The sequence below is a fragment of the Rufibacter sp. JT20002 genome (assembly GCF_056491185.1).
Window position 1 is genome coordinate 18,743 of sequence record NZ_JBSZJY010000001.1, and the last position, 13,078, is coordinate 31,820.

General features: G+C 48.0%; 11 protein-coding genes. All 11 read right to left on the bottom strand.

Annotated elements, in window-relative coordinates; all coding sequences use genetic code 11:
• Positions 1-39 precede the first annotated feature (39 nt).
• Entirely contained in the window at positions 40-3,594 is a 3,555-nt protein-coding gene (locus ACW9SV_RS00090) for a hypothetical protein (protein ID WP_479554693.1), read from the bottom strand.
• Complete coding sequence (locus ACW9SV_RS00095) at positions 3,591-7,289, bottom strand: sensor histidine kinase (RefSeq protein WP_479554694.1); 3,699 nt, start codon at positions 7,287-7,289, stop codon at positions 3,591-3,593. The genes ACW9SV_RS00090 and ACW9SV_RS00095 overlap by 4 nt, the downstream gene beginning before the upstream one ends.
• A gap of 175 nt (positions 7,290-7,464) precedes the next feature.
• On the bottom strand, positions 7,465-7,785 hold the full coding sequence (locus tag ACW9SV_RS00100; RefSeq protein ID WP_479554695.1) for a DUF983 domain-containing protein: 321 nt from the start codon (positions 7,783-7,785) through the stop codon (positions 7,465-7,467).
• Between the two features lie 65 nt (positions 7,786-7,850).
• Positions 7,851-8,093: a hypothetical protein gene (locus ACW9SV_RS00105; RefSeq protein ID WP_479554696.1), complete on the bottom strand. Its 243-nt coding sequence runs from the start codon at positions 8,091-8,093 to the stop codon at positions 7,851-7,853.
• Between the two features lie 49 nt (positions 8,094-8,142).
• The gene (locus ACW9SV_RS00110; protein ID WP_479554697.1) at positions 8,143-8,691 is read right to left on the bottom strand and encodes a DUF420 domain-containing protein; all 549 of its coding nucleotides are present in this window, start codon (positions 8,689-8,691) and stop codon (positions 8,143-8,145) included.
• On the bottom strand, positions 8,669-9,280 hold the full coding sequence (locus ACW9SV_RS00115) for an SCO family protein (protein ID WP_479554698.1): 612 nt from the start codon (positions 9,278-9,280) through the stop codon (positions 8,669-8,671). Before ACW9SV_RS00115 ends, ACW9SV_RS00110 begins: the two co-directional genes overlap by 23 nt.
• 80 nt (positions 9,281-9,360) lie before the next feature.
• Positions 9,361-9,708 carry a cytochrome C oxidase subunit IV family protein gene (locus ACW9SV_RS00120; RefSeq protein WP_479554699.1) on the bottom strand — a complete coding sequence of 116 codons (348 nt, stop codon included), beginning with the start codon at positions 9,706-9,708 and terminating at the stop codon, positions 9,361-9,363.
• A gap of 29 nt (positions 9,709-9,737) precedes the next feature.
• Entirely contained in the window at positions 9,738-10,484 is a 747-nt protein-coding gene (locus tag ACW9SV_RS00125; protein WP_479554700.1) for a cytochrome c oxidase subunit 3, read from the bottom strand.
• Positions 10,485-10,500: 16 nt separating this feature from the next.
• Positions 10,501-11,076: a cytochrome c oxidase subunit 3 gene (locus tag ACW9SV_RS00130; protein ID WP_479554701.1), complete on the bottom strand. Its 576-nt coding sequence runs from the start codon at positions 11,074-11,076 to the stop codon at positions 10,501-10,503.
• Between the two features lie 17 nt (positions 11,077-11,093).
• Positions 11,094-11,990, bottom strand: coding sequence for a heme o synthase (cyoE, locus tag ACW9SV_RS00135; protein ID WP_479554702.1), 897 nt, complete (start codon positions 11,988-11,990; stop codon positions 11,094-11,096).
• Between the two features lie 8 nt (positions 11,991-11,998).
• Entirely contained in the window at positions 11,999-13,078 is a 1,080-nt protein-coding gene (locus ACW9SV_RS00140; protein WP_479554703.1) for a COX15/CtaA family protein, read from the bottom strand.

The following is a 13,078-nucleotide window of genomic DNA, read 5'->3' on the forward strand; positions in this document are numbered from 1 at the left end:
TGCTTTCTTTCTGAAAACCACCCTAAAACGGCAGCACATTTAAAACAACACCGATACCTGCATCCGGCCGGTGTGGATGGTTCTAATGCCTTGGGGTTTGCGGCCATCATAATCTACGGTGATGTTAAGCCCGCTGCTGAGGCGTTGCTGCAAGGCCAGATTCCAGGTGAGGTTATTTCCGGCTCTGAACCCGTTCAACATCTCGTACGCCACCGGCGAAGTTTCTAACCCGGTGTAGTTAATCTTGATGTACTTCACAATACCCGTCACGGTGCGCTTGCCCACCTGGCTTATCCGAGACTCAGTGCCAAGTTCATGGAATTGGGCTCGCTCCTGCTCACCTTGTTCATTCACTTTGTTCATCCACTGGTAGGTGCCCGTAAACCGCACGGTAGGGTTAGGCTGATAAGAGAGCTCCGGCATAGCCTCCCAAGATCGGATCAAAAAGTTTTTGGTGGTCAGGTAATTGGAGGCACTCTCCCGTTTGGCGCGGGTCAGGTTCAATTGGCTGGAGAAAACCTCCGTGAGGTTCACGCGCACCAAGACCTGTTGGCTGGTGTTGTTCCGGACATCGGTACCGTTGGTGAGTAGCGTTTTCTGCAGGCCTTGCTGAAACGTCCACTCTACCCCATATTTGGGGTTGCTTCGGTTAAAGTAGAGCGTATTCCGGTAGGCCCGATTCAACGAAAGAAGGGTAGAATCCTCAAAGTTGAGGCTGAAAGGATTGAAGCGGCTGCGCAGATCATCATCGGTGGTGCGTTTGTCAATGGTTACAAAAGACAGTGCCGAGAACTTAGAGACAATCCGCTTCCACTTAGTGTCAGAATTCTGCCAGGCCCTAGGCAAGCTACTCGTCAGGCGGTAGGTGAAGTTGTTGGTGTAGGCAATCACGTACTCATCGGTGGGAATGAACAGCCGAATAAAGTTACGGCGGTACGGCGGGTCAGAAGGTTGCGACTCAAAGAACTCGTTCAGATCCTGACGGCCATCCTGGTTTAGGTCTTCAAAGAAATGCGTGCCCTGCCCCGGAATAGTTTCCACAAACAGGTATTGCCGTTTCAGTTCGCGGCCGGTTCCAATGGCGTACGTCATCTCAGAACGTAGGTGCCGGTCCAGGAAATCGCCGGTCCAATTAACTTTAGATAATACGGTGGTTTCCCGGAGGCTGTCCCGCGCCTGCAGGTTGCGCAGAGTAATCAAGGCGGTCACCTGCTGGTTTTTCCTGATCACCGTACTGGTACTGAAGTTGAAGGTATTGGCCACCTGTTTATTGCCCAATTCACCGTTTTCGGGCCTGAAATCCACCCGGCGGCTGTACTCGGCGCGGTACTTGAAGGTGGCGGTGTCACGGCTTTCAACATAAAACAGGTGGTCATCAAAGTAGTTGGCCGAGCCCACCAAAGCTTCGTTGAGTTTAGAGGTGATGCGGTTCTTGTCAAACCGATACACGTAACCGGGCGTGAAAAACTTAGTAGGATACTGCACCCCAACCTCGCCCCTCACCCAGTCAGAAATACTTTCGGCCTGTTCATTTTTCAGCATGAACAAGTTACCTCGCAGTTCTAACCCCTTGACTTTTTGGGTCATCTCCAGGTAGTGCTGGGTTCCGTCTACCTCGGTGGGCCGATAGCGGCGGCTGATGCGGTAATTGATGAAATGCAACTCGTCTTTCACCCCACCTACCGAGAACGTGAAAATATGGTCCTCAATTCTGGACTGCCGGGCCAAGGTGGTATTGGTAGGGCTGCTCCAGTCGCGGTCAAATTCTATATCACGATAGCGGTCAATGGGCGTGAAGTTAGGATCGGTGTACTCATAGGTCATAGCACTCCGGAACTTGTAGTCCCCCAAAAACTTTACAGTGCGGTCATTTAGTTGATACCCAACCCTGATGCCTTTGCCTTGGTCATCGCCAGAATCCAGGTCAGAATAGCGGTTCAGGTCGTTTTTAGAGCCAGCTACTTCCAGGAACACGTTCGTTTTCTCGTCTAGCGACCAGATTCCGCCCAAGGTCATCATCTGTTTCTGAATGGGCGTGGGCAAAATCCGGATGGCTTCGTACCGGCCCTGTGGTACCCCGTTGACCGGCTCTACCCACTGGAACACCCGCCCGTTCACGGTGGTGTTCTGCAAGATATAGTTACCGCCAGTCGCCACCTCAGTGAAGCTGACGGCATAATTGGTTTGGGTGGAATCTGTGGAGTACTGGTAAATAGTATATGTACCGCTGGCTGCCACAGTGTCTTTCTTCAGGTAAAGCACCTGATTACGGTCAAACCGAACGGAGTCTCCGCTGGGCGTGGCAGCTAAGTCAAGTCTATCTCCAATCTGAGAAAGCAAGCGTTTTTCATCGGTGCTCAGATTCAAGGTAAGCGGACTGTTGGGGTTGTCGGCCTCGTTGTAGAAGTTACCGTACACGTTGAACTTGCCCATTTTCTGGTAATGGCTGGCGTGGACTACGCTACGGGTATAGTTCAGGTCTGAGTACTCAAAATCTACCCTGATGCGGGAGTTGCGGGTGATAATCCATTTGGGGGTAAAGGTGATTTCTGCCTGGTTGTAGTCAATGACATAGTCGTAGTCAAAGCCCCGCACCAGCAGTTTTCCGTCTAGGTACACCCGCTCTGAGTTGGCCAGCACAATGATGAACCGCTCGCCGTTGGGGCCACGCAGACGGTAAGGCCCCTGAACACTTTCTATGGGCGTGATGTTCTCCGACGCGAATTTGCCCTTGGCCACCGATGCCGCCACCGAGGTAGCACTTTCCCAACCCGGCTTGCCTCGGTTTACCTCCAATGCTCCCCCCTGCACGTTTTTGTAGAACCGCAAGAAATGAGAAGTAGGGCGGTTCCGCAGCACTACATCTCCGCCGGTCAAGGTCCATAACCGGTGCTGAAGGGTGATGAACACCCGGTCAAATTCCTGAAGCTGTTGCGTATTTCCCTCGGGCTGAAACGGGATGTTCTGGTCGGTAATGGAGGCGGTGATGTTTATTTCATCGGTCAATTTACCTTCCAACTGTAGGTTCAAAGCCGAGTTCACGAATACGTTTTGGGTGTTTCCTATGGAAACGCCCCTTGAAATGCTGCCGGTTTTGTTCAGGCCGGGCGTTTTGAAAAGCTCTTCCCGCGGAGCTGGCTGGTTGATGACGAAGGAACGCTCAAAGGAAGTGGAGTCCCAGGTACGTATGTCGCGCTTAAAATTGGGGGCTGCTACGTTCAGCGGCAGCACCCGGTAACAAACCAGCACCGAATCTACTTTAAGTATCCTTTCTGAAAATCGGGCAGAAAACGCACCGGTACTGTCCTTGGTTATGCTATCGGGCCGCAGCACAGGCGTGGGCTCTGGCGGGCTCACCCCGATGAACTGGAACAGGTTACGCACCGGGTCATAGTGAAAGCTCAAAGGACTCCGCAGCTGGCGCCGGTCCAGAATTTCAATGGTGTTTTCGGCAACGGTTAGAGAATCCAGCGTAAAGGTGCCGGGTTGCAACTTCACCCATTTGCAACGACGGTTAGAGAGCTCTTGCCCCTGGGTCTGCGTTGCCCAAAGTAGAGCCGAAACAAGGAAGAATATGACGCCCCGCCATCTCATGAGGCCACCACCGGCAGTTTCAGGTAGAAGGTAGTTCCCACATTCTCCTCTGTCTCAAACCAAATGGAACCACCAATAGCCTCCACGCCTTTTTTCACCACCGCTAAGCCAATGCCCGAGCCCGAGTATTTGGTGCTGAAATTGGGGATGAAAATCTTGGGTTGAACGTCCTCCGGAATTCCTGAGCCATTGTCCTGCACCGCCACCAGCGCCCAGTCTGCACTCACCAGTTCCATGGTCACCCTTATCTCAGGGGTTTGGGAGGAAGGCACGGCCTGCAAGGCGTTCAGTAAAAGATTATTGAAGATCCGGATGAGTTGGTTTTCATCGGCTCGTACCAGCACAGGTTGGTCGGGCATCACCACTTCTACGCGGTGTTGCTGTGGGTTCAGGTGTAAATCTGTGGCTCTGCGTATTAGTCCGTTCAACTCCAGAATCTCCAGTTTTAAATCAGGCATGGCCGTGAAATTGGAGAACGATGTAGCAATGTCGCTTAGTACATCAATCTGGGTGATCATGGTGTTGGAGATCTTCTCGATTAGGTCCTCCAGGTTTCCGCGCCCTTCCTGCATGGCCTTGCGCAGGTACTGGAGCGAAAGCTTCATGGGTGTCAACGGGTTCTTGATCTCATGCGCCACCTGTCGGGCCATCTCTTTCCAAGCGGCTTCTTTCTCCCGTAAAGCCAGTTCCTGCTTGCTCTCTTCCAGTTTCTGCAACATCTGATTGTATTCATGCACCAGAAGCCCAATCTCGTCACGGGACTTGTACACCAGTTTCTCGTTATTGCCTGTTAAAGAAGTCCGTTTCAAGCGCTCGGTCAGAAGTTGTAGAGGAACAGTTAAGGCACGGGTAGCCATGTAACTCATGATCACGAAAAGCAGAAACAACACCGTGAAAATGTTGAGAATGGTGGTGATCAACTGAATGAGTTTGGTGTTCAACTCCTTCTCCGAGTCAAAGAAAGGGATGCCTAAATAACCTTCGGGGCTGTTGGTAGGGCTGGTACGGAGCGGAACGTAGATGGTGCTATAAGGTAGCGTGCCGGCTTTTTCTTCCAGCAAAATCCGGTTTAGGCCTTGTTCTTTTAGCACCTCAAATGCTTTGGGGTTAAGCCTGGTAGAAAGCACGCCCGCCTCAAACAATGCGGGCTGGCTTGAAATACGAAGTTCACCGGCCGCATTATAAATGTTCAGCTCGGCTTGCGCAATTAGTGCTAATCGGTTTACGCGGCGGGCCAGAGAATCGGCGCGGCCTTTGAAAAGGTTCACTCCCCAGTTGCTGGTGAGAATGCTCTGCCGTACAAAATCACCTTGGTCTGTGTAGCCCCTCACCAAGTCCTGCCGGTAAGAATTAGTCACCAAGCTACCGATGGTAATGCTCACTAAAACCAAAGGGATCAAAACCCCCATATTCAGGAAAAGCTGAATCTTGGTCCCGAAGGTAGACATAATGGTTGCCACCAATTGCCCTCTGTAGAGCATCACCAGCAACAGCAAGGAAAAAAGCGAGAAGCTGTGCAACAGGAAAAGAAACGAGAAGTTGGAGAGCCAGGAACGGGCCCCATAAGAAGGCGAACTCACCAACGCCACGGTTCCGTTGTTAGACCTCGCACCCAGATGGTGGTAATTGGCGATAGACAGCCCTTGGGTATACAGCTGCGGAATATCAAATAAACGAGGTGAGAACAATTGGCTGTATTCAAAGTAGCCCTCGGTCTTAAGCCAGCGATTTCCTTTTCTAAGCGCGTAGCTACTCGCCGGAATAGTGTTAACCTGGGTACTTTGCCTTTCTACCAGCAACTCCGGCAACACGCTATTAGGTGCAGTTATTTTAGGGCTGATTTCCAAAACCAACGTCGCCCATTGCTGAAAATCTAGAGGTACCCTAATTTCTTGCAGGTAAGTAAACCGGCCCGGGTCCGTTTCAGACGCTACCAGCAACTGACCTCGTTGGTTCGTACTTCTAGACTTTGGTCCCCATGCCTGCGCATAGGCTTGTAAATTAGTTAAGCTGTCTTCCAAATAATGAAAACTCTCCCCGTTCACATCAAACATCCGCACCGAGACAGAGTAGTTTTCAGTGATGTTGCGCAGATGGTGTCGCTTAATCTTCTGTTCTACAATGTTCAGGTTGACCCAAGGGGAATTGAAGGCATGGCGCACCAACGGATCATGGCTGATATCATCGGCGGCTTGGGCCAGCAGGTACTCGGTGAGGTCGTCCCGGTCCTTGAGTAATTGCGAGGCCAATCGCTGCTTATCGGCCCGAAGCTGGACGGTGTATAGGTCATACAAAGCCGCCGCTCCTAAACTGGCGCTTAGGATATTCAGAAGGAAAATGCTGGAATAGATACCGGCGCGTTGCCCTATCCGGCGGTGCAGTTGCTCCCACCCTACCAGGGCTGCGCTTGCTAGTAACACCACCCAGTTACCACTTGGGGCATCTCGCCAGAACGCCCACCCTAAGGCCAGCACCAAAACCGTCATCCAGGCATAAGCAAATTGAAGCTTGCCATGGGCGGTGAAGGGAAAGGCATCCATCAACAAACGCAGAACCCAGCTTAAAGCCAGGGTATGCAGGATCATGGCCACATACAGGAGCAGCTTTTCCAGCCCTATCTGAATGTTCTGGGTGATGTCAAGGTTGGGTTGGGAGTTGACGAAGAGGCTTCGGTAGGTTTCATACCAGCTGATGATGAGTACGGTAATGAGCACGCCCAACACAATGCAACTCCAAAGCTGTTTTTGGGTAGATTTCTGGGAAAAGATGGTAAAAGGGTGGGCTTTGGCAAACCGGTACACCAACATGGCCATGACCAGAAAGCAGACCACATTCAAGAGCAAATCGCCTAAAGAGGGAGACCACCAGGCAGCGGCGTACACCCGGGGGCTAAACAAGGCCAGTTCCTGAACATTGTTGGGGAACCGGGTGAGTAGCATCACCAACCGAAGTACCAGAAGGCCGCCAATCACCACCCATAAGGCAGTGGCATGGTGGCCATTTCCTTTGAGTTTCCGGTAGAAAATAATTAAGCCCACCACGGCAGCCACAAGGGACAGTAGGTAAAGCGACAGGGTGAATTTACCAGCATGCAGCCACTGACCCGGCTCCAAAACCTGTAGCGAGAAAAGGTAGTTTCCTTTAGCATCAGCAATGGGGATTGTCGCCCCACTGCGTTCCGACTGAATGCGGGCCACATGATCTTCAAAAATCTGCGGGTTCAACCCACTGCGCAAATAGGCATTATTAATGCCATAGCGCACCTCTAGAGGGATTACGGCCAACACGGTAAACTCCGCCTCAGGCTGATGCCGTAGCACCAGAAAACGACCAAACCGATTTTCCACTACTTGCTGGCCTCTGCTTAGGTTGCGGGGATCCAGTTCTGGGCGCAGGGAGTGCTCAGACCAGAATACCAGCTTGTTCCGTTGGTATACAAAAAGGGGGAAATTGGTTTTGGGCAGATTTCTGGAAAAGAAGCTGGAATCTGGCGGCAAGTTTTGGGAGACAAGGGTTACTTCCTGCTCGGCTTCTTGCATCAATTCATGCAGCCGTCCTTGTACCTCTTCCACCATTTGCTTTTCTGGGGCCTCCAACAAATCACGTTGAATGCTCACCTGTAAAAAAGCCGCTACGCCACCCAGCAAAAGGGCAATCGAAAAGAAAAGAAAAGGGAGCGTGTACCGGTACTTCAACTCTGTTTTTTTACGAATTTAGCCATAATACGCACAAAAATCCCGCCAGTCATCTAAAAAGTAAACAGTCCAAAAGAAATCAATTGTTTTAGGCTTCTTTTACAGAAAAAGGATGGGAAACAACATAGGCTTGTAAGTTAAGGAGAAAGAGATAGGCATAAAAAAACAGCTGCGTTTACAGCTGTTTGTAGTTAGGATCAAACGAGACACTCCCAAAAAAGTAGAGCATCATTACCCGAGCATACCTGAAAAGAAGAGGAGTAAATATAAGGACAGTAGAAGCCACGGTAGTAAGATACACCCATGTAGGCGGATCATTGGCCAAGAAGTAAAGAGAAACACCTACCACCAACACAATCAGCACAGACAAACCGTAACTCATGTACATGGCTCCCCAATAGAAACCAAGCTCAATCTCATAGCGGAACTTGCAGTTGGGGCATTTCTCAGGCATTTGGTCAAACTTGCCCAAATGAAACGCAGAATACGAAAACATGGGCCCTTGATGACAGCGAGGACATTTCATTTGAAACCCCGCTTTAACATGCGCCCATGTTCCCACTACTTTTTACGGCTATACTTATACCAGAAGAACCCCACACACCCGGCAATCACATACGGTATAGCCATCAGGTAGAGAATTCCCTTATTAAGACCATTGGCTATGCTATCGCCAGATTCATTGCTGGAAGATTCTACTGAGGCAGTACACATGGCACATTGCGCCTGCACTGGCTCGGCTTGTAGGGTTAATAGCACCACCAGAATAAGAGCACTTACCCAAAAAATATGTTTCTTCTTCATCGTCCTTGTCTTTTCTCCTTTATCAGAACACCAACTGTTAGTTAAAGTTTCACGCGTAATAAGGGGAAATCAATAGATAAACGACTACTCCGGTAATAGCCACATAAAGCCAAAGCGGAAAAGTCCAGCGTGATACTTTCCGATGTTTGGCATACTGCCCAGACACAGCAAAGTAAACAGACAATAGCACCAGAGGCACAATAATGGCCGCCAGTACTATGTGGGTTATCAGGATGAAATAGTAAATCAGTTTAATGGTTCCTTCTCCGCCAAATGGCGTTGGAGCGGCCTGATAATGGTAGGTCACATAAGAGATCAGGAAAAAAGAAGAAAGCACAAAGGCCGTTACCATGGCAAAACGGTGCAGCCTACGGTTCTGCCGTTTAATCTGGTAATACCCCACCATTAGTGCAATGGCGGTAAGTGAGTTCAGAACTGCGTGCAACTTAGGCAAAAAGGATACATCCAGATCTCCTAATTTACCCGTTTGGGGCATGAAAAGTAAAAACGCTACTAAAAGCGGAACAATGACGGAGAGAAAGGCAATAATAATCAGGTAACGACGATCATTGGGGTTACCTAGTGCTTTGTTTTCCATTTTGAAGGTTGTACTCAGAAAGGAGTACGTTTATTTCTGTAATTAATCTGTCTACCTCACCCGCATCAGTGCCATCGTAGATTCCCCTGATATGCTTCTCCTTGTCAATTAGAAAGAAACTTTTGTTTGGAGGATCAGAACGGAAACCGGCTGAAGTAGAATCTGAGAAAACTAACTGAGACCATTTATTGGTGAATTCCACTATTTGAGACTCAGAACCCGTAACAAATGTCCATTTATTTGGATTGGCCTTGAAGCTGGTGGCGTACTGTTGCAGAACCTCAGGGGTGTCTTCTACAGGACGTAACGAGTAAGACACAATCTTTATTTCTGGTTTAAGCCTGAATGCATCCTGCACCCTGGAGAGTTGGGTACTCATCTGTTTGCAGGGAGTGACGCAAGAGGTATTGAAGAAATTGGCTACGTAAATCTTTCCCTCAAGATTGTTCTGGGAGAAAGGAGAGCCATCCTGAGAAGTAAGGTTGAAGGCAGGAACTTGATGGTAGATGGTATCAGAACGCAACTGCCCTTCTACCATGGTAGATTCTACCTTTGCCGGAAAATAAGTTCGGAGTGAAAATCTATTCACTCCGAACATTTTCAAAAACAAAAACGCTAGTACAGGCACCAACAAGAGGGTACCCAGTACTAGCGCCTTTTTTGGACTCATTATTTGAAGTAGTTGAAAACAGACTCTCCGTAGAAAGTACCTTCTACTAAAAGGGCTACCAGTAACCAAACCAATAATACAGTTGGTACCAAAACAGCCCAGATCAAACCTTTGGTCTCATGCTTTAAGTGCATGAATTCGCCAACAATGTAGAACGCCTTGAACAGGGTTAATCCAATGAAGATTGCGTTACGCAAAGTACCTGCATCCATCATGAAAGCGAAGGCAAATTCAATTGCAGTAAGGCCACAAAGGATAAAGAAGGTTTTCCAGATGATTGCGGTCTGCGGCTTAGGTAAGTTAGCCGTTTCGTCAAACTCGTCAGAATGATGTGCGTGAGATGCCATATCAATTAAAGATTTTTGAAGTCAAACAATTACACCAGGTAGAAGAAGGTAAACACGAATACCCATACCAAGTCTACAAAGTGCCAGTAAAGACCAACTTTCTCTACCATTTCATAGTGTCCTCTTCTGTGGTATACTCCGTTTACGGTATTGATGAAAATCATGATCAACAATACAACCCCGCTAAATACGTGGGTTCCGTGGAAACCAGTGATGAAGAAGAACAGGTCAGCAAACAAAGGTGGTCCGTATTGGTTTACGATCAAGTTAGCTCCATGGATAACGCTTCCGTCAGCCAGTTTCATTCCTTCATCAGTACCGGCGATAAAGTGAGTCCACTCCCAAGCCTGGCAGCCAAGGAACATAGAACCAAAAAGAATAGTCCACAACAACCATTTTTGTACGTCATTCTTGTCCATTCTGTGGCCAGCTTCTACCGCTAGTACCATAGTAACAGAAGACAAGATCAAGATCATGGTCATCAAGGCCACAAACGCCAGCGGCCAGTCAACCCCATGGAAGAAAGGAAAAGCATTAAATACTTTCTCGGGGATTGGCCACCATTGGGTTGAGAAGGTAAACGCTTCAGGTGTTCCTTCATAGGCTTGGTGCCGATGACGAGCTAATCCATAAGTTGTTAAGAAAGCAGCAAAGGTAAAGGCATCTGACAACAGGAAAAACCACATCATCAGTTTACCATAACTAGCCTTAAACGGCTCGTTCCCTCCATCCCAGGTGCCGGTATTAGGCTGCTCAAAGGTTGTTGTTTGCGACATATGTGTTACAGAATTATTAATGGTTCAAAACTAGGAATACGTATAAGTAAATCCAAAGGGCCCCTAAGAAGTGCCAATAAATGGTGCACAGTTCTATACGGGTAAGGTTTCTGGAATGTACTCTGTACTTGAGTGCCGAAATTACTACAATAATTAGAAAAATTAACCCTGTGATCAGGTGAAATGCGTGTACACCGGTTAATACATACAGAAAAGAGCCAGATGGGTTGGCTGTGCTACCACCAAAGAAGACGTTGTTACGCACTAACTCTCCCCATCCCTGCCACTGCCCTACCAAGAAGGCAGTACCGGCAAGAATAGTTAGTCCTAAAGCTAACTTTACATTCTTGATGTTATCGCGCTTAGCAGAAACGTATGCCCACTGCATGAACACACTACTTAAGATAAGCACCAGGGTGTTGATCAATAAAACCGATGGAAGATCAAACTCCAACCAGTTTCCTTCTTCACGGCGCACAATGTAAGCACTGGTGAAGGCCGCAAACATCATGACAATGCTTACGATCAATAAGATGAGCATGAACTTCAACGGGTTCACCCGTCTTTGTTCTACTTGGATTTCTGGATTCATTATCATCACTAACTCCTTTATAAGCTATCTACCACAAAAGCAATCTGCACAATAGGCAAGTACAAAAACGAACCAAACATGATGTTCATGGCTGCCCTTTTAGAGCAGGTATGCATGAGATAGAAAGTCTGCATCAAAAATAAAACACCACATACCACCGCAATAAATGCAGAGGTTTTCCCCGCCATTCCAAATTGCATGGGCAGTAAGCCCAACGGAATAAGCAGTAACGTATAGATCATAATTTGGATAGCCGTTTTCAGGTTCTTGCCTCCTGCCATTGGCAACATCTTGAATCCAGCTTTCTTGTAGTCGTCATCCAACACCCAAGCAATAGCCCAAAAGTGCGGAAACTGCCACATAAACTGAATTCCGAACAGAATCCAAGCCTCAACTCCTATATACCCGGTTCCGGCAACCCACCCAATAAGCGGAGGCAAAGCACCTGGTATGGCTCCTACAAACACACAAATAGGAGAGATTCTCTTCAAGGGTGTATAGAAGAAGCCGTAAAGAAGCAGAGATAAAAAGGACAGAGCTGCTGACAGCCAGTTGAAATAAAAACCGAGCAAGCATACTCCGGCAACACAGAGAAGAACACAATACACAATGGCTTCCTGCACTGACAAAACTCCTGAAGGCAGAGGACGCTTAGCGGTTCTCTTCATGAGTTTGTCAAGGTCTTTTTCAAGAATCTGGTTGATGATGTTAGCAGCGCCTGTTACCAGAAGTCCACCAAGTACAACAATAGAAGTATTCACCCATGAAGCATCTGGCCTTCCCAATAGAAAACCAATAGCACAGGAGAAAGCGATCGTGGCGGAAAGCCTGAACTTCAAAAGTTGAAAATACGCGGATGCTTTACTCATGGCCGATGATGTCTGGGCACTGGATGTTACGTTTTGTACGTACATAAACGTGTTTATGCCACCAATTCGGGTGAAGGTTGATTAGGTTGTTTTTGAGCGTAATAATACATTATGAGCAACAGAAACTGCAGCCCAAACAAGAGGGTCCCAAACAGTAGATGAAGCGGTTGTGCAAAAGCAGGTAGGGCTAAATAGGCCAGGACAATTCCCAAAACGATCTCTGCCCCTATTACAACTAAAACACCTTGTGCAATGCTGGAAAGATTTTTCTTTCCAAGCTTCTTAACTGAAAGATAAAGCGCCACATTCAAAAGAACGAGCAAAATGGAAAGCGAGCGGTGCACGTAAAAAGAAGTTCCCAACTTTTCAATCCAGGTCTCCCGTCCTTGGTTGTTCAAGTCAAAGGCAACCAGATCCACTTGTTCTCTGACTTGAGTACCCAGAATCACCTGGAAAAAGGTTAAAACAAGAGCAGAAACCAAAAAGAACTTAAGACTACCAGATGCTTGCGCAAAATCACCAAGTAAGTTTTCCCGCTGCACCCTGATCACGATGTAAATCAGGAACGCTAACAACACCAAGGCAAGCGCCATGTGTAAGGTAACCATCTCAGGAAGTAGGTTAGTAGATACTACTAAAGACCCCAACCAACCTTGAAAAAGAACCAGTACAAACGAGGCTACTGCCCCCCAGAACACTTTTGGATCAGTTTTGAAAAAGGGGAAGGAATACAGAACCGTTAAAAAAATCAAAAGTCCTATCACTACTCCTATCAACCTGTTCACATACTCAATCCAGGTTTTGGTGGCATTGAATTCTGTCTCAATATACTGAGACGGATGTGCGAAAATCTCCTGCGCTACCTGTGAAAAACCTAACCCCTGAAGAACTTTGCCAACGCGTTCATTCTTCTGAATCCGCTTTTCCTTGTATACCTCCAGGTAATCTGAAGGTAACTGCTCTAAACTAGTGGGGGGGACCCACGATCCGAAACACTTCGGCCAGTCTGGGCAACCCATACCGGAACCTGTGCTACGAACGATCCCCCCTACTAAGATTAATATATAAACAGAAGCAATAGTAAGTACTCCTATTCTTTTAAACCTTTTAACAATAAAAGATTTATCAGTCAT